We start from the raw sequence: 18,964 nt of genomic DNA on the forward strand, positions 1-18,964 counted from the left end.
TTCTATGGTCTAGCCCTATTAATCTATGCTTTATCCGTTTAACTTTTATAAAAGTATATTACTCAAACTAGAAATTGTCAAGATAAAATTCATAATTCAAAGTTAACAGGAAATTTAAATAATGAAATAGAACTTATCCACAGGTGTTGATAATATTTAATGCACACCAGTGGAAAACTTTGTACATATTAGAATTCCGAACTTCCTGTAGTCCTAGGGAATGGAATTACATCTCGTATATTTGCCATTCCTGTGATGTACATTATTATTCTCTCAAATCCTAAACCAAATCCAGCATGTTTTGTCTCGCCGTATTTTCTAAGTTCTAAATACCACCAATAGTCTTCTTTTTTAAGTCCCAGTTCTTCCATTCGTCCTTCTAAAACGTTTATTCTTTCTTCTCTTTGGCTTCCACCGATTATTTCTCCAACTCCTGGCACTAATAAATCTGCTGCTGCAACTGTTTTTCCATCTTCATTCATTCTCATATAAAATGCCTTTATATCTTTTGGATAATCTGTTACAAACAGAGGTTTTTTATATACTTTTTCAGTTAAGTATCTTTCATGTTCAGTTTGAAGATCAATTCCCCATTCAACTGGATAATCAAATTTTTCACCGGACTTTTCAAGTACATCCACTGCTTCAGTATAACTTATTCTCCCAAAGTCAGAGTTTACCACATTATTTAATCTTTCAAGCAAAGTCTTATCTATAAAACTATTAAAGAAAGCCATTTCTTCAGGTGCATTCTCTAATACGTATTCTATTACGTATTTAACCATCTCTTCCGCAAGATCCATATCATCTGCAAGATCTGCAAAAGCTATCTCTGGTTCTATCATCCAAAATTCTGCAGCATGTCTTGCTGTATTGGAATCCTCTGCCCTAAATGTTGGTCCAAAAGTGTATACATTTCTAAAAGCCAAGGCAAAAGCTTCAGCTGAAAGTTGACCACTAACAGTAAGATTTGCTTCTTTTCCAAAAAAATCTTTTTTGTAATCAATTTTTCCTTCTTCATCTTTAGGCACATTATTAAGGTCTAAGGTTGTAAGTTTAAACATTTCTCCTGCGCCTTCACAGTCACTACCTGTAATTATAGGGGTATGGGTATATACAAAATCCCTTTCCTGAAAAAACTTATGTATAGCAAAAGCCGCTATTGAACGAACTCTAAATACAGCCGAAAAAGTGTTACTTCTTGGCCTTAAATGAGCTATAGATCTTAAATATTCAAAACTGTGCCTTTTCTTTTGAAGGGGATAATCTGCATTTGAATTTCCATCTATAACTATCTTTTTCGCATGTATTTCAAAAGGTTGTTTCGTGTTTGGGGTTAGTACAACAACGCCTTCTATACTTAATGAAGAACTTATAGTTATTTTTGATATTTCTTTAAAATTTTCAAGGTCCTTTTCAAATACAATTTGAACATTTTTAAAAAAACTTCCATCGTTTATCTCTATAAAACCAAAAGCATTAGATGCTCTTACAGTTCTCACCCAACCTGATATTTTAACTTCTTTACCACTAAAACTTTTAGTCTCCCTATATATTTTTTTTACCAGTATACAATCATACATTTACATTATTCCTCCTGTTACATATAATTTTAAATAAAATGAAACTTATCTATATGAAAACTTAATTTTATATACTAACCATTGCAATGTGTAAATTAGCATAGTATTTTTTAAGCATTTGTTAATTATGAAGGGTATTTACACGAGAATTATAATCTTACTTTGAATTTATGTCAACATTTTACTAATTGTTGTTTCATATTGTTTACACTAAATCATTATAACATAGATAACTATTCTACAATTATACAATGGAAATGCATTGTATAAAATGATATTATTAAATATCAGAAAATAATTATAGGAAGGGGTAAATAAATGCATAATGACCTAAAATATAACCAAACAAAATATTCAGAGAAGCTGAGCTTCATTTTTTGGGTAACCCTTGTTATAAATAAATCATATTCTATATTATATTACTTATATTTGGAGATTGAACTATGTGTGGAATTGCAGGTTGGATTAACTTTAAAGAGAATATACTATATAATAAATATGTAATTGAAAACATGACTGACACACTTAAGAAAAGAGGACCCGATGATTCGGGTTACTATTTTTCCAAGCATTCACTTTTAGGTCATAGGCGTCTTGTTGTAGTTGATCCTGAGGGTGGAAAGCAACCCATGATTAAAAGTATAAATGGAAACAAGTTTATACTTGTTTATAATGGTGAATTGTATAATACAGATGAAATAAGAAATACATTAATAAAAGAAGGTTATAGCTTTGATTCATACTCTGATACCGAAGTATTATTAACTTCTTATATTCACTGGGGATATAAGTGTATTGAATATATTAATGGAATTTATGCGTTTGCTATCTTAGACGAGAGGAACAAAAGTTTATTCTTAGCTCGTGACCCCCTTGGCGTGAAACCATTATTTTATACTATTAAAGATAACTCCTTCATATTTGGTTCCGAAATTAAAACTCTTCTTGCCCATCCTGAAGTTAAACCTATTTTAACTAAACAAGGGCTTACAGAAATATTTGGACTAGGACCAGGTCGTGCTATTGGAAGTGGTGTGTTTAAAGATATATATGAACTTCCCCCTGCTCATTGCGGAATATTTACTCCATATGATTTCACAGTGGAGGAATACTGGCGAGTAAAATGTGAAATTCATACAGAAACATTGGATGAAACCGCTGAACACGTAAAAACCCTTTTATATGATGCTATTAAAAGACAACTTGTTGCCGATGTCCCTGTGGGTACCTTTTTATCTGGCGGTCTGGATTCAAGTGCTATTTCTGCTATTGCAGCAAAAGAATTTAAAAAGCAGGGCAAAGTATTAGATACTTATTCTATTGACTATGAGGACAACGAAAAGTACTTTAAAGCAAATGAATTTCAACCTAACTCGGATTCAGCTTGGGCTTTAAAAATGAAGGACTATATAGGAAGTAATCACAAAGGCATAATCAATTCCAATGAAGATTTAGCAAATACTCTAGTGGATGCAGTAAAAGCCAATGATTTACCTGGCATGGCTGATATAGATTCATCTTTATACCTGTTTTGCAAAGAAGTCAGAAAGGATAAAACCGTTGCACTATCAGGTGAATGCGCTGATGAAATATTCGGAGGATATCCTTGGTACAGAAGAGAAGAAGATATCAATGCAAATACCTTTCCTTGGTCGAAATCTGTAAGTGAGCGAAATAAAATACTAAGTGGTGATTTGAAAAAGTTGGATTTGGACAGTTTTGTAAAAGAGCACTACGAAAATACTCTTAAGGAAGTTCCACATATTAATGGTGAAAGTAAATATGCTAGCAGAATGCGTGAGCTTTTTTATCTTAATATTAAATGGTTTATGATTACCCTCCTAACTAGAAAAGATAGAATGAGTATGGCTAACAGCCTTGAGGTAAGAGTTCCTTTTGCGGATTACAGGTTGGTTCAATATGCCTTTAATATCCCCCCAGAAATGCGTTTTTGTGATGATAGAGAAAAAGGCATTCTGAGAAGAGCATTGACTGGAATATTACCTAAGGATATTGTGGATAGAAAAAAGAGTCCTTACCCTAAGACGCACAACCCAAAATATACTGTAATAGTTCAAAAGTGGCTTAAAGGGATTTTAAATGATCCAACGTCTCCTATACTTGAACTTATAGATATCCCCGTGGTATCTGAAATAGTTGAAACTGGAGGAAAATCATACTTGAAACCTTGGTATGGTCAGCTTATGACCGGTCCCCAACTTATGGCCTACCTTATACAAATAGATACATGGTTAAGGTTATATAACGTTGAAATACAAATTTGACTTGCGCTATATAACTTAATCATAATCAAAATGGCTAGTAATTTTGCTAGCCTATTTCCTTTGAACTGTATTAAAATACCTACCTAAAAATAATCTTAATTATTATTCTTAGGTAGGTATTTTAATATTCAACTTATTTTTTTATCCACAACTATCTGAACAAATATATCCACAACCTGTTGGTCAAATTGTGTACCTCTATTATCCATTAGTTCTTTAATTGCAGCATTTTTAAGTAGGGGTTTTCCTCTATAGTTTCTTTTGCTAGTCATTGCATCAAAAGAGTCTGCTACGGAAATAATTTTAGCAAGTTTGTCTATTTCATTCCCTATAAGTCCTTTAGGATATCCATTTCCATCAATTCTTTCATGATGCTCTAATAAAATTTCAGCAATCTTTCTTAAAAACTTAACATCCTTAATAATTTCGTATCCAATTTCAGGATGTTTTTTTATTATTGCATATTCCTCATTTGTAAGTGGACCCTCCTTATTTAATATAACATCAGGAATGCCGATTTTCCCTATATCATGTAATATACTTGCATATTGAAGATTAACAAGTTCTTCATAGCTAAGCTGCATTTTTTCACCTATCAAAACTGAATATTTTGTAACCCTATCACAATGTGATCTTGTATATGTGTCTTTCGCTTCTATAGCATTTGCAAAAGCCTTAATGGTATTAAAATTGGCACTTGTTGTTTTATTTTCTTTATGAAGAAGCTGGGTAAATTTATCTCCTACAATCTTTATATTTTCTAAGGGGATTTCTATTTTAGTTTCTTTACCGTAATTACTGTACATATTAACCCTCCGTTTAAACCTCCATTTTTAGGCTCTACAATACTGATTATATATTCATGATACCTTATTGTTTGCATTGAGTACTATGAATAAAATTATAACCCAAACTTCAGTTTTTATACTTTTTTTGGTATATAATTTGATTTTTTCATATTCCTAAGATAGAACTAATCATTGACAGTAAATAAATAAAACCATGAAAAATTAATATTCTCATGGTTTCGAGGTTAACTCTATTATTTAACTTCCTCAAATTGATCTTTTCCAACTCCACAGAGAGGACATACCCAATCTTCTGGAATACTTTCAAAAGCAGTACCTGGATTAACACCATTATCTGGATCTCCATCTTCAGGATTGTAAATATAACCACAAACTGTACAAACATAACTTTTCATTTTAAATCGCCTCCAACTTTTAATTTTTTGCTTTATTTATTAAAATGGTCACAATGATTTATCATTGTGACCATATTTAATTCAAAGGTTAGTGTCTCCCTCATTCCAATCTACTGCACACATACCACCAGACTGAAAGGCCTTTAGTACCCTTAATGTTTCATCCACACTTCTTCCTACATTCAAATCATGAACAACTGAGTATTTCAAAATTCCCTCAGGGTCAATAATAAATAATCCTCTTAAAGCTATTCCTTCCTCTTCAATATGAATACCATATTTTTTGCTTACTTCATAAGTTTTATCTGAAGCAATTGGGAAGTTTATCTTTCCAAGACCGCCATGAGAAACATCCTTATTAATCCAAGCTTCATGTGAATATTGACTATCACAACTAGCTGCTAATACATCTGCATTTAAAGCTTTAAATTCATCAAATCTCTTGCTAAACCCAGTTATTTCTGTTGGGCAAACGAATGTGAAATCCAAAGGATAAAAGAATAAAACGAGCCATTTGCCTTTATAATCATCAAGGCTTATTTCAGTGAAACCACTTCCATCTCCCTGTACGGCATTCATTTTAAATTCTGGTGCTAGTTTACCTACTAATCTCTCCATAAAAAATATCTCCCCCTTATATCATAATCTAAATTCGTGAAACATAAATAATCAAATTCTATCATATCCATTTAATTTTATTGTACTACTAAATCCTTGATAAGCTCATCTATCTTGGCTTTATCAAACCCTAATACAATCTTACCATCCACATTTAATACTGGTACTGCTTTTTGATTTGATAGTTTAAACATTTCTTCTCTTTGCTCTAAATCAGCACCAACATTTACATCAACAAACTCTACATTTTTAGATTTTAAATATGACTTAGTCTTTTTGCACCATGAACAATCTGGTGTTGAATAAATTTTTACCATAATTAACGACCTCCTGAAATATATTTTTCTGCATTTAAGGCTGCAATAGTACCATCACTTACAGCTGTTGTAAGTTGTCTTATTTTTTTGTCTCTAACATCTCCTGCTACAAAAACTCCTTTTACATTTGTTCCCATGTTTTCATCAGCCTCAATATAGCCCCACTTATTTAATGTTACATAATCTTTAACTATATCAGCTTTTGGAACATATCCTATATATACAAAGATACCGTCAGAGTGAATATCACTCTTTTCACCAGTCTTAACATTCTCTATTATTATTTTTTCTATTTTATTATCTCCAACAACATTTCTTATTTCACTGTTCCAAATAACATTAACGTTTTTGTGTTTAAATAATTCATCTTGATCTGATTTTTCTGCTTGGAGTGTATCAAATTGATGAACTATAGTTATACTTTTAGCGTATCTTGTAAGGTAAGTTGCTGCTTCTATGGCTGAATTCCCTCCACCTACCACAACAATATCTTTTCCATCATATAATGCTCCATCACAAAGCTCACAATAATGAATTACTTTGCCGTGCAAATCTTTTTCTTCTGGTACTGGGAGTTCTCTTGGTTTAGCTCCTGTTGCTATAATAACTGCCTTAGCCTTATAAATTACATCGTCAGTTTCTATTATTTTTTCTTCATCGGTTAATTTAACGGATTTAATATACCCAAATTCATTTATATCTACTCCAAGTTTCAAAGCATGATTTTCCATTTTACTAGCTAGCTCATCTCCGGATATCACATCAAATCCAGGGAAATTTTCCACGCTGTAGCTGTTTTTTATTTGTCCACCTACTATCTCATTTTCTAAAACTATAGTATCTAGTTTAGCTCTCACTGCATATATTGAAGCTGTTAATCCTGCTGCTCCAGCACCAATTATTACTAGGTCAATGGCTCTTTCTTCTTTCATAACATACACCCCATTTTTTTAAACCAAAATAATTCAGTACATATTAGATTAGATTGTATTAATTATTATTCTTAATTAATAATAATTATTGTTTATCACTGATTTAATTATATAACTTATGATAACTAAATGCAATACCATGTTTATTATTTTATTAGTATTTACTTCAATTTATCTAATATCCATAAAATTATTTCAATTGAATTTATTACAATTGAATTGTATACAATTGAACTATCTTCAATTTATCACAAAGTAATCACAGTGTCAAGTTATTCTTAAATTTTTAACACTAATTTTCTTTTCATGAATAACATATTATTGTAAGTTAAAATGCGAGGTGAATTATAATGCATGAAGATTCAAATTCAAATTTGAGGAAACATTCTTCTCACTTTCAGAATAGACCACCATTTACTGGTTTTGCTAGAGCATATGTTCCAATTCAACCCTTTGTTGGGCTACTCCCTCTAGATTTAGCTCTAAAAAGAGGTACTGTTTTTCCTAATATAAATGTTGATTACCCAAGATATTAAAGTAATTGGAGTGAATAAAATGGAAAGAAGTTATAACGATTTGTCTCAAAAAGATTTAATGAACAAAATTTATCAACTGAAGTTTGCAGCAGTTGATCTGAATTTATTTCTTGACAACAATCCTGATAATAAAAGGGCTTTAGACGATTACAACACTGTGAGTACAAGATTAAATGAAGTTATAGATATTTACCAGCTTAAATTTGGTCCACTATCAAACTTTGGCGGTTCACAAAGCACATATCCATTTGCATGGGTAGATGAACCATGGCCTTGGGAGATTGGATAATAGGAGGAAAAATATGTGGAATTATGATAAGAAATTAGAATATCCTGTTAAAATTAAAAATAAGGATTTAAACATGGCAAAATTCCTTGTAACACAATATGGTGGTCCCGATGGAGAGCTCAGTGCTGCTATCACATACCTTAACCAACGTTATACAATGCCAACTGGTAAAACAAAAGGACTCCTTACCGATATAGGTACAGAAGAATTAGCACACGTAGAAATTATTTGTGCTATGGTTTACCAATTATTAAAAGGTGCAACTCCAGATGAATTAAAGGCAGCAGGTCTTGGTGGTAACTATGCTCAACATGATAATGCTGTATTTCCAACAGACGCAAATGGCGTTCCATGGACAGCAGCCTATACTTCAACCCTTGGCAATCCCGTTACAGACCTTCATAATGATATGGCAGCTGAACAAAAAGCAAAATCTACCTATGAACATTTAATTGAACTTACAGATGATTACGACGTTAAGGATGTGCTTAAATTTTTATGGTCTAGAGAGGTCATTCACTATCAGCGCTTTGGCGAAGCCTTAATGAGCGTTTATGATTTAGTAGATAACAAGAAATGTTATTAATTTTACTCACATAAAAAAAGAGATTTACATTTAAAATGAAAAAAAGATTTACTTACTGATGGGGTGATGTACATATATTTGCCATGAATCACACTTATGTACTCTCCCTATTAACTTATCACTTGTCACTTGTCACTATCTTGTACCCAACCCCTCTTATTGTCCTTATAATATCGTGCTCCTTATCATCTAATTTATCCCTCAAATATCTTACATAAACTTCCACAATATTCTCTTCACCATTAAAATCAAAACCCCAGACTTTTTCTAATATAACCTGTTTACTCATTACAAGCCCATTATTTATAATTAAATATTTTAGAAGATTATATTCAGTAGGGGATAATTGCAAAAGCCTTACACCAAAATATATCTCATGAGCACCATCATCTATAGAAAATTTTCCTACTTTCATAACCTCATTTTTATCTCTGTGTATTTTTCTGAGTCTAGCATTTATTCTAGCTAGAAGCTCTCTAAAGCTAAAAGGCTTTATCATATAGTCATCAGCACCTATATTCAGTCCTCTTACCTTGTCATCGATATCATCCTTAGCAGTAAGCATAATAATTGGAGCTTCAATATACTTTTTTATTTCTAAACAAACCTCATAACCATTCTTACCAGGTAACATGATATCTAAAATTATTATGTCAGGATTTAGCTCTATTGCCATTGAAATTGCAGAATCACCATCGTAAGCTACATGAACAATGTACCCTTCGGCCTCTAGACCCATCTTTATAAATTCAACAATACTTTCTTCATCATCTACAACTAAAATATTGACTTCTTCGTTTCCTCTAGAATTCATATGTAGTAACCATCCTTTTATAATGCATCCTAAAAAATGTAATAAGTTTTTAAGATGTCAAAATAATTTTTTCTTAAGTTTATCATAAAATCACAGTCTTTTGTATGTATTGTGGGTTATTAAATGTATTCCACAAACTCCCCAACCGGTTTTCTATATCCCCTTAATCTTATATTATTAGGATCTTCCTTACCTATTGTTATTAGTAGCACAGGTTCATAATCGTCTTCTATGTGAAATAATTTTTTTGTTACTTCTGCATTAAATCCCATCATTGGACAAGTATCCCATCCTTTATCTTTTGCTATAAGCATAAACATCATAGCTGAAATTGAAGCATTTCTTATGGCTTCATCTCTCATGAAATTTTCTCCTCTGCCTTCATACATTGCATATATGTCTTGAATTGTTTTTGCATAAGATATTTCATCTAACATCCCAAGCATTTTCATTGGCTCATATATTCTCTCAGCATCCTTATAAGCCTTTTTGTTTCCAAGCACAATAATTGCGGCCGAAGACGTATGCACTTTATATTGTGGTGATGCCTTGTCCCGAAATAATTCCTTCATAGTTTTGTCTTTTATAACTAAATATTTAACATGTTGCAAATTGAAACAAGACGGCGCTAGCATTACTTCAGTAAATATTTCATTTAACTGTTCCTCTGTTATTTCTATGCCTTCTAAAAAATTGTTAGAAGACTTTCTAGCATTAATTAACTCATTGAAACTTGAATATGCCACAATTAATCACCTCTATATATTTTATGATACTTATTTTATATAACCATCATACTAAAAGTAACTTCATAATGTCAAGTTATTTCATCATTATTAACTTGTATCTTGTATCTTGTAAGTTTGTAAAAACTACTTTATTATAATCTATAAGAAGTATATATTGGTTGGTGATAATTATGAATGAAGAGGCAATTTTAAAAATTAAAAGAGGCTACCTTAATGAAGACTTTAAATATTTCCATCTCAAAGATAAAAAAAACATGGATTTTGAATCCCATTATCATGACTTTAATAAAATTATAATATTTATATCTGGTACAGTAACCTACTTAATCGAAGGTAAATCATATAAATTAAAGCCATGGGATATTATTTTTGTTAGTAGTAACGAGGTGCATAGACCTATAATAAGTCCTAATGAGGCCTATGAAAGAATAATAATATGGATAAATAAAAATTTTCTGGAAAAACATAATACAATTGATAGTGATTTATTGACTTGCTTTAAACTAGCCGCAGACAGAAAACATAACATGTTACGTTTGGATGCTAATAATATAAATAAGGTAAAATTAATATTACAAGCTTTAGGAGTTGAAAATAATAGTGTAGCTTTTGCTAGTCATATTTTAAAAAATTCCCTTATTATTCAGTTGCTAGTATATATGAACCGACTATTTATTGAAAACAAAATTGATGATAGTACTTTGGATGTAGAGTATGATGAAAGGATAGTTGAAATAATAGACTATATAAATAAGAATCTAGGTAGCACACTAACAATCAATAATATATCTTCAAATTTTTATATAAATAAATACTATTTGATGCATAAATTTAAAGAACAAACCGGATTTACCCTTCATAGTTACATTCAGCAAAAAAGATTACTCTATGCAGCCTCTTTAATAAAAAAAGGTAACCAGATAACAAGTGTTTATTTAGACTGTGGTTTTGGTGATTATTCCAGCTTCATGAGAGCCTTTAAAAAAATGTTTCAATTATCCCCAAGAAACTATTCCAAGTTAATTATGAGTTGCAACAAGCTAAAAGATAGATGAAAAATATCTATCTTTTTGTAAGTTCCAAAATAAAATAAATCCAAAACTAAATTTGTCTACATTTTACTTGCAACCTGCTCAAAAATATATTGACATAAAATATTCATGGGATTATAATATAATTCGTGATATAAATATACGAATACGAAATATACGAAGGCGAAATATACTTCAAGGTGGTGATTAAGTGGAAACATTAGACGAAAGTATCGAAGTGGCAAAACTTTTCCAAGAAGTGATGCAGTTATTTAAACATAATATGAGCAAACTGCTTGAAGAAACAGGTATGTCTATGCCTCAAGGTATGGTCATTGGACTTTTAGGCAAAAAAAAGAAGATGAAGATAACAGAATTAAGTAATGAACTTTGCTTATCCAATAGTACAGTATCCGGAATTATAGACAGACTTGAAAAAAGTGAAATGGTAGTGAGGGAGAGAAGCGAAGAAGATAGAAGGGTAGTTTACGTTAGTATAGCTCCTAACTTCAAGAGTATGCATAAAATTTTTCATAATCAGGTTGAAAAAAGCGTTGAAGATATAATGAGCCGAGGAAGCGAGGAAGAAATTCATAAAATATTTGAAGGATTAGGCACACTTAAGCGGCTTTTGAGTATTGAAAAAAAATAAAATAATTACAATGAATGGAGATGACACTTTTGATTAAATTATTTAGATTTCTAAAACAATTTACATTACAGATAATAGCAATATTTATATTGATTTTTACTCAAGTACTTGCAAATTTATATCTACCAACTTTGATGGCTGATATAATTAATAAAGGTATAGTACAAAAAAATACACTTCAAACTATTTCATTTTTAGGATTCAGTGGAACTTATAAAGGTATGGATTATATTTTTAGGATTGGCATAATTATGCTGATAATTTCAGCAGGTGGTGTTATATGCTCAATTATATCTGCCTTCTTGTCGTCACAAACTGCTGTAGGCCTTGGTAGGATTGTGCGTAATAAGTTATTTACTAAAGTTGAAGGATTTTCCCTTCACGAATTTGATAAAGTTGGTACGGCCACTCTTATAACAAGAACTACCAATGACGTTATTCAGGTTCAAGCTGCAACAATAATGATTTTTTCTATTTTGCTTTTTGCTCCTTTAACTGCTCTTGGTGGCATTGTTATGGCTTTAAGAGAAGATAAAACACTTACCTGGATTTTTGCTGTTGTAATTCCACTCCTTGGAATTATCATTGGAATAACTCTTAAATTCGCAATGCCATTGTTTAAATTAATGCAAGTTAAAATTGATAAATTGAACCTTGTATTACGTGAATCTCTTATTGGTATTAGGGTAGTACGTGCATTTAATCGTATTGATACCGAAAAAGATAGATTTAATGATGCTAACACTGACCTTATGGATAATGCTATAAAAGTAAATAAGATTATGGCATTTTTATTACCCATAATGATGTTAATTATGAATCTCACAACCGTTGCTATAATTTGGTTCGGTGCTAAAAGAATAGATACTGGTAGTATGGAAGTTGGTTCATTAATAGCATTTATGCAATATGGAATGCAAATTTTATTCGGATTCTTAATGCTTGCTATGGTATTTATAATGATACCAAGGGCTCAAGCATCTGCAATAAGAATAAACGAAGTATTAGAAATGGAACCTGAAATTGTTGATCCAAAGGTTATTAAATTGGCCGATAAACAAAGTGGATATGTTGAGTTTAAAGATGTAACTTTTAGCTATCCCGGTGCAGATCAACCTGCAATTAGTCATATAACATTTAGTGCAAAACCAGGTGAGACAACTGCTATTATTGGTGGTACGGGTTCTGGTAAATCAACACTGATTAACTTAATACCACGTTTTTATGATGCAACTAGTGGTGAGGTATTAGTAGATGGGGTAAATGTACGTGAAATGAGTCAGGAAGCACTTCGTGCAAAGATTGGTTTTGTTCCTCAAAAAACCGTACTTTTCACTGGAACTATTGCCGAAAATATTAGATATGGTAAGGATGATGCTACAATTGAAGAAATTGAACATGCAACTAAAGTAGCACAAGCTACAGATTTTGTTAATGGAATGAAAGAAGGATATGATCACCTTATTGCCCAGGGGGGAACAAATGTATCTGGTGGACAAAAGCAACGTCTATCTATAGCACGTGCCTTAGTTAGAAAACCTGGAATATATATTTTTGATGACAGTTTTTCAGCACTTGATTTTAAAACCGATGCGAAACTACGTGCAGCACTTAAAAAAGAGACTGCAAAATCTACAGTAATAATAATTGCTCAAAGAGTTGCCACAGTTATGGATGCTGATAGAATTATAGTAATAGATGATGGCGCCATCGCAGGAATAGGAACTCACAAAGAGCTTTTAACTAGTTGTAAGGTATATCATGAGATTGTATCTTCACAGCTTTCAGAGGAGGAATTATCATGAGTGAAAACAACAAGAGCAAAAAATCCGGTGGTAATATGGGTCGATCTGGTGGACCAATGGGATCATTCGCATCAGGACCAGTAGTTAAAGCCAAAGACTTTAAAGGAACATTAAAAAGACTGGTAGGGTATTTGAAGCCACAAAGAACTAATTTTATTTTAGTTTTTATATTTGCAATTATCAGCACGATTTTCACAATAGTAGGACCTAAGATTTCTGCAAAAGCCATAGATAAATTGGTTGAAGGTATAATGAATAAATATACGCTAATTGGTCTACATGCTCAGCAAGAAAAGATAGCAACTTTAGTTAAGGCTAACCCAGCAGCTGCAAAGAGTCCTAAAGTTGTTGCAGGTCTTGCGCAAATTAAAGCTGGAATTTCTAAGGTAATGAATGTAAATAGTGGTAAGATAGATTTCACATATATACTAAATATTATAGTCCTTTTAATTGGGTTATATTTAGTAAGTACAATTTTTGGATTTCTTCAACAATATATTATGGCTGGAGTTGCACAGAAAACAGTTTACAACCTACGCAGAGATGTTGATGAAAAGCTTTCAAGGTTACCACTTAAGTTCTTTGATGCAAGAACCCATGGTGAGATATTAAGTCGTGTTACAAATGATGTTGATAATATATCAACAACGCTTCAGCAAAGTCTAACACAACTGATTACTTCATTTGTTACAATCGTTGGTATCATCGTTATGATGCTTACAATAAGCCCAATAATGACATTAGTTGTAATTTTGACTTTGCCACTATATATTTTTGTGACTGCTTTTGTTGCAAAAAGGTCTCAAAAATATTTTGCTGCTCAACAAAAGGAAATTGGAGAAATCAATGGCCATGTTGAAGAGATGTATACGGGCCACAAGATTGTTAAATCTTTTGGACATGAGAAGGATTCAATACAAGTGTTTAGAAATATCAATGACAGATTATATGTTGCAGGATGGAAAGCTCAGTTCATATCAGGAATAATAATGCCTTTGATGAGATTTGTTAGTAATTTAGGTTATGTAGTAGTCTGTATTGTTGGAGGACTCCTAGCAACCCAAGGTAAGGTTAGTATTGGTGATATTCAAGCCTTTATTCAATATTCCAATCAGTTTACTCAACCAATAGTTCAGACTGCAAATATCGCAAATATTATTCAATCAACTGTAGCATCAGCTGAACGTATTTTTGAATTACTAGATGAGGTTGAAGAACTTCCAGAATCTGTAGATGGCAAGTTAATTGAGTTTCCTAAGGGAGAAGTTAAATTTGAAAATGTTGACTTTAGCTATAAAACAGAGGAACCTCTTATTAAGAATATGAACATTGATGTAAAACAAGGTCATACAATCGCAATCGTTGGACCTACTGGTGCTGGTAAAACTACACTTGTTAACTTACTTATGAGATTCTATGAGATAGATGCTGGTAAAATTACAGTTGATGGAGTTGACATAAGAGACATGAAACGTGCACAATTACGTAATATGTTTGGTATGGTACTTCAAGATACTTGGCTATACAATGGTACTATAATGGAAAATATTGCCTACGGTAGAAAAGGTGCTACAGAAGAAGAGACTATGCAGGCTGCTAGAGCTGCTCATGCACATCACTTTATTAAGACCCTTCCTGATGGGTATAACACAATATTAAATGAAGAAGCTTCAAATATATCACAGGGTCAAAAACAACTTCTTACTATTGCTAGGGCAATACTTGCAAATCCAACTATTATGATTCTAGATGAAGCTACAAGTAGTGTTGACTCAAGAACAGAAGTTTATATACAAAGGGCTATGTCAGAACTTATGCAAAACAGAACAAGTTTTGTAATTGCACATAGACTTTCTACAATTAAAGATGCGGAATTAATACTAGTTATGAATAAAGGAAGCATTATTGAAATGGGTAATCATGATGAACTTATTGCTAAGAAAGGCTTCTATGAAGATCTTTATAATAGTCAATTTTCTGGAGCAAACTTAGATAATGAGGTAGTATAAATTAAGATAGTATGAATATTATTAGACAGAAGAATAAGGTTATTTGGTTTTAAAAGAAATTTCAACAACTTTTGCATAAGAAGAACACGATTATAATTGTGTTCTTCTTATTTTTAATAATATTTTCTTCTCAAAGATAAAAAAATATTATTAAATCCTTTCATAATAGATTTTAGCAACATATTCTTATCAATCTATCAATTTAACGCAGTTAAATTATACAATATCATAATTTTTCTAAGATTTTACTAGGAATATCTTCACCCCCATTGACATCCATATTCAGTTTGATATAATTAGTGAAAAGTTATTTAAACTTTATTAACGAGGAAAGTTGGTGAATTGTAATGTCAAACTCAATTATGAAAAGTGTAACAACAATATATGGTTTCTATTTTAGCTTGAGCTTTTATTTTAGCGCAGGCTATTACTTTTACCCAAAAAAACTTAATAATCACTTTCATAATGAGTTCCGTGAATTACAATTTGTTTAATACATAAGGTAATTTTAACATTGGTTAAAAGGAGAAGACTCATTTGGGGTCTTCTCCTTTTTTTTACAATTTACCTTAAAATACTGTTTACACTCTAACTTTTTTAATACCAAAATATAAGGGGGCATTTATTATGATAATTGTAATTAAAGCAGGCGTAGCAAAAAAAGAAATTGAAGAATTCAAACTAAAATTAGAACAAAGAGGGCTAATAGTTCATGAGGATTTTGGTCAAGAATACTGTATACTAGGATTAATTGGGGATACTACAAGTATTGATCCTAAGCAAATTGGTGCTTACAATATTGTTGAAAAAGTAATAAAAGTTCAAGAACCCTTCAAAAAAGCAAATAGATTATTCCATCCTGAAGATACTATAATTGATGTTAATGGTACAAAAATTGGTGGTGGAAACTTCACTGTAATCGCCGGTCCTTGTTCAGTAGAGAGTGAGGAACAAATTGTAGGAATAGCAGAAGATGTAAAAAGATCTGGTGCGGGTCTTTTAAGAGGTGGTGCTTACAAACCAAGAACCTCGCCTTACAGTTTTCAAGGTTTAGGAACAGACGGTTTAGATCTATTAAAAGTTGCCAGAAAGAAAACAGGTCTTCCAATAGTAACAGAAATTATGTCAACTGACATGATTGATCGTTTTGCAGAAGATGTTGATGTAATTCAAGTAGGTGCAAGAAATATGCAAAACTTTGATCTACTAAAAAAACTAGGTAAAATCGATAAACCTATTCTATTAAAAAGAGGTTTATCCGCAACTATAGAAGAATTATTAATGTCTGCAGAATACATCATGGCAGGTGGAAACGAAAAAATCATATTGTGTGAAAGAGGTATAAGAACCTTTGAAACTTACACAAGAAATACCTTGGATTTAAGTGCAATACCTGCAATAAAGAGACAAAGTCACCTACCTATTATTATTGACCCTAGCCACGCTGCTGGATTATGGTGGATGGTTGAACCATTGTCAAAAGCTGCCGTAGCAGCTGGTGCTGATGGACTAATAATCGAAGTTCACAACGATCCTGCAAATGCATTATGTGATGGTCAACAATCCATAAAACCTAAAAAATTCGAATCCCTAATGGCATCTTTAAAAGAAATCGAAAAATTCAAATGGAGATTTGATATAAGTGAACTTGGACTTTAATATTACCGTTATTGGCCTTGGGCTAATTGGGGGTTCATATGCCATGGCTCTCAAAGAGCTTAATCCCAAAAATTTATGGGGTGTTGACATAGATAGTGAAACAATTAAATCTGCTGAAAAAATGGGTATCATTGATAAAGGTTATACTGATGCTGCTATTCCGTTAAGCAAATCTGATATAGTTATTGTTTCTTTATATCCAGACCTTACGGTACAATTTATAAAAAATAATATTAATAATTTTAAAAGAGGTTCAGTTATTACTGACACCTCTGGTATAAAAAGCAAGGTAGTAAATGAAGTTTCTTCTTTCTTACCAGACTATGTTGATTTTCTTGGTGGCCATCCAATGGCTGGCAAGGAATCAAAAGGTCTAGCCTTTGCTTCAAAGGATATATTTAAAAACACAAATTATATATTAACACCAACAGAAAAAAACAAAGTTGAAAACATACAATTAATAAAAGATATTGCTCTAAGTATTGGTTGCACAAACATAGTCTCTGTAGACCCTAAAACTCATGATAAAATCATTGCTTACACTAGCGGTCTTCCACATTTAATTGCTATAGCCTTAGTGGGCTGCGACAGTTTTAACGAGAAAAGCAAATCATTTATAGGTGGTGGCTTTAGGGATACCACAAGAATCGCAGCAATTAATCCAGAGCTTTGGTCTGAACTTTTTATATCAAATAAATCAAATGTTATAAATCAAATAGAAGAATTTCAAAATAATTTATCAGTTTTAAAATCCGCCATTGAAAATGAAGATATTTGTGAAATAGAAGATATTTTTAATGTAGCGCGTAAAAAGAGGAGTGAACTAAACAATAATGAATAGTATTGTAGTAAATCTTTCTCATAAAACTTACCCTATATATATTAAAAGAGGTTTAATAAATGAAATTGGTATAGAAATAGCAAAAATATATACTGGCAAAAAAGTCCTTATTATAACCGATGAAAATGTAAACAAATTATATGGTAAAACTGTGGAAATCAGCCTTAAAATTAGCGGTTTTAATGTTGATACCATTGTACTAGAACCTGGTGAAAAAAGTAAATCCGTTGATGTCCTTTTAAACGTATATAACGACCTTCTTGATTTTAAAGTCACAAGAGGCGATTTAATCATAGCATTAGGTGGTGGAGTAGTCGGTGATTTAGCTGGTTTTGCAGCCTCAACATTATTAAGAGGAATACCCTTTGTGCAGATTCCAACTTCATTACTAGCTCAAGTTGACAGCAGTATTGGTGGAAAGGTAGCCGTTGATTTAGCAAGGGGTAAAAATTTAATTGGAAGTTTTTATCACCCACAGGCTGTATTCATTGACCCTAACGTATTAAAAACATTAAGTAAAACATTTTTGCACGATGGTTTAGCTGAGGTTATAAAATATGGAGCCATAAAAGATATAGATTTATTCTTAAAACTAGAAAGTTTAAAAGACGATGATGACGTATTAGCTAACATAGATAATATTATCTATCAGTGCTGCAATATAAAAAAAGATATTGTTGAAATAGATGAAAAAGATACTGGGGATAGAATGATGCTAAACTTCGGGCACACATTAGGTCACTCAATAGAAAAATATTTTAATTATGAAAAATACACTCATGGGGAAGCAGTTGGAATTGGCATGTATTCCATAACAAGAAAAAGCGAGGAACTTGGCTTAACCGAAGTAGGCTCAGCTGAAAGAATAAAAAAAATACTTATTAAATATAATCTTCCTTATGAAGTTCTAGGTTTAGATAGAGATAAAATACTCCAAGCTATAAGCCTTGATAAAAAAAATGATAAAGATACTATTAATATAATCCTTCTAAAAAAATTAGGTAATGCTTTTATTAAAAATATAAATAGTTCTTTAATGAATGACTATATTTAG

General features: G+C 31.6%; 19 protein-coding genes. 11 read left to right on the forward strand and 8 right to left on the reverse strand.

The window, feature by feature from the left end:
* Positions 1–188: 188 nt before the first annotated feature.
* A complete protein-coding gene (gene asnS / locus BR66_RS0104495) occupies positions 189–1,583 on the reverse strand; it encodes an asparagine--tRNA ligase (protein WP_026881841.1) in 1,395 nt (464 codons plus the stop codon).
* 443 nt (positions 1,584–2,026) lie between these two features.
* Here asnS and asnB point away from each other — a divergent pair, with 443 nt between their 5' ends.
* Complete coding sequence (asnB, locus tag BR66_RS0104500) at positions 2,027–3,868, forward strand: asparagine synthase (glutamine-hydrolyzing) (RefSeq protein WP_026881842.1); 1,842 nt, start codon at positions 2,027–2,029, stop codon at positions 3,866–3,868.
* A 128-nt stretch (positions 3,869–3,996) separates the two neighbouring features.
* On the opposite strand, the gene BR66_RS23110 is transcribed toward asnB, so the two are convergent.
* From BR66_RS23110 to BR66_RS0104525, 5 genes are all read right to left on the reverse strand, one after another.
* Positions 3,997–4,674, reverse strand: a complete 678-nt coding sequence (locus tag BR66_RS23110) for an HD-GYP domain-containing protein (RefSeq protein ID WP_051624100.1) — start codon at positions 4,672–4,674, stop codon at positions 3,997–3,999.
* A gap of 236 nt (positions 4,675–4,910) precedes the next feature.
* Positions 4,911–5,072 carry a rubredoxin gene (gene rd, locus BR66_RS25085; RefSeq protein ID WP_084156336.1) on the reverse strand — a complete coding sequence of 54 codons (162 nt, stop codon included), beginning with the start codon at positions 5,070–5,072 and terminating at the stop codon, positions 4,911–4,913.
* 81 nt (positions 5,073–5,153) lie between these two features.
* The gene (locus BR66_RS0104515; RefSeq protein WP_026881843.1) at positions 5,154–5,690 is read right to left on the reverse strand and encodes a peroxiredoxin; all 537 of its coding nucleotides are present in this window, start codon (positions 5,688–5,690) and stop codon (positions 5,154–5,156) included.
* 77 nt (positions 5,691–5,767) lie between these two features.
* Positions 5,768–6,007 carry a glutaredoxin domain-containing protein gene (locus BR66_RS0104520; protein WP_026881844.1) on the reverse strand — a complete coding sequence of 80 codons (240 nt, stop codon included), beginning with the start codon at positions 6,005–6,007 and terminating at the stop codon, positions 5,768–5,770.
* A 2-nt stretch (positions 6,008–6,009) separates the two neighbouring features.
* Entirely contained in the window at positions 6,010–6,939 is a 930-nt protein-coding gene (locus BR66_RS0104525) for an NAD(P)/FAD-dependent oxidoreductase (protein ID WP_026881845.1), read from the reverse strand.
* A 350-nt stretch (positions 6,940–7,289) separates the two neighbouring features.
* On the opposite strand from BR66_RS0104525, the gene BR66_RS23115 reads away from it, so the two are divergent.
* From BR66_RS23115 to BR66_RS0104540, 3 genes are read left to right on the forward strand one after another with little or no spacing between them, the layout of a single operon-like run.
* Positions 7,290–7,475, forward strand: coding sequence for a spore coat associated protein CotJA (locus BR66_RS23115; protein ID WP_035795494.1), 186 nt, complete (start codon positions 7,290–7,292; stop codon positions 7,473–7,475).
* 19 nt (positions 7,476–7,494) lie between these two features.
* Positions 7,495–7,764 carry a spore coat protein CotJB gene (locus BR66_RS0104535; RefSeq protein ID WP_026881846.1) on the forward strand — a complete coding sequence of 90 codons (270 nt, stop codon included), beginning with the start codon at positions 7,495–7,497 and terminating at the stop codon, positions 7,762–7,764.
* A 13-nt stretch (positions 7,765–7,777) separates the two neighbouring features.
* Positions 7,778–8,350, forward strand: coding sequence for a manganese catalase family protein (locus BR66_RS0104540; RefSeq protein ID WP_026881847.1), 573 nt, complete (start codon positions 7,778–7,780; stop codon positions 8,348–8,350).
* A 118-nt stretch (positions 8,351–8,468) separates the two neighbouring features.
* On the opposite strand, the gene BR66_RS0104545 is transcribed toward BR66_RS0104540, so the two are convergent.
* Both BR66_RS0104545 and BR66_RS0104550 read right to left on the reverse strand, forming a co-directional pair.
* On the reverse strand, positions 8,469–9,164 hold the full coding sequence (locus tag BR66_RS0104545; protein ID WP_026881848.1) for a response regulator transcription factor: 696 nt from the start codon (positions 9,162–9,164) through the stop codon (positions 8,469–8,471).
* Positions 9,165–9,283: 119 nt separating this feature from the next.
* The gene (locus BR66_RS0104550; RefSeq protein WP_035795496.1) at positions 9,284–9,910 is read right to left on the reverse strand and encodes a nitroreductase family protein; all 627 of its coding nucleotides are present in this window, start codon (positions 9,908–9,910) and stop codon (positions 9,284–9,286) included.
* Positions 9,911–10,083: 173 nt separating this feature from the next.
* Between BR66_RS0104550 and BR66_RS0104555 the strand changes: the two genes are divergently transcribed.
* The 7 genes from BR66_RS0104555 to aroB all read left to right on the forward strand — a co-directional run bounded on the left by BR66_RS0104555 (position 10,084) and on the right by aroB (position 18,964).
* The gene (locus tag BR66_RS0104555) at positions 10,084–10,968 is read left to right on the forward strand and encodes an AraC family transcriptional regulator (RefSeq protein WP_026881850.1); all 885 of its coding nucleotides are present in this window, start codon (positions 10,084–10,086) and stop codon (positions 10,966–10,968) included.
* Between the two features lie 187 nt (positions 10,969–11,155).
* Entirely contained in the window at positions 11,156–11,596 is a 441-nt protein-coding gene (locus BR66_RS0104560) for a MarR family winged helix-turn-helix transcriptional regulator (RefSeq protein WP_026881851.1), read from the forward strand.
* A 29-nt stretch (positions 11,597–11,625) separates the two neighbouring features.
* A complete protein-coding gene (locus tag BR66_RS0104565) occupies positions 11,626–13,401 on the forward strand; it encodes an ABC transporter ATP-binding protein (RefSeq protein WP_026881852.1) in 1,776 nt (591 codons plus the stop codon).
* Positions 13,398–15,410 (forward strand): ABC transporter ATP-binding protein, encoded by a 2,013-nt coding sequence (locus BR66_RS0104570; protein ID WP_026881853.1) that lies wholly within the window; start codon positions 13,398–13,400, stop codon positions 15,408–15,410. The genes BR66_RS0104565 and BR66_RS0104570 overlap by 4 nt, the downstream gene beginning before the upstream one ends.
* Before the next feature lie 627 nt (positions 15,411–16,037).
* Positions 16,038–17,069, forward strand: a complete 1,032-nt coding sequence (aroF, locus tag BR66_RS0104575) for a 3-deoxy-7-phosphoheptulonate synthase (protein ID WP_026881854.1) — start codon at positions 16,038–16,040, stop codon at positions 17,067–17,069.
* Positions 17,053–17,910, forward strand: coding sequence for a prephenate dehydrogenase (locus tag BR66_RS0104580; protein WP_026881855.1), 858 nt, complete (start codon positions 17,053–17,055; stop codon positions 17,908–17,910). The genes aroF and BR66_RS0104580 overlap by 17 nt, the downstream gene beginning before the upstream one ends.
* A complete protein-coding gene (gene aroB / locus BR66_RS0104585; protein WP_026881856.1) occupies positions 17,903–18,964 on the forward strand; it encodes a 3-dehydroquinate synthase in 1,062 nt (353 codons plus the stop codon). Before BR66_RS0104580 ends, aroB begins: the two co-directional genes overlap by 8 nt.

Origin of the sequence: Clostridium akagii DSM 12554 (genome assembly GCF_000686725.1) — a bacterium.
GTDB lineage: Bacteria > Bacillota > Clostridia > Clostridiales > Clostridiaceae > Clostridium_I > Clostridium_I akagii.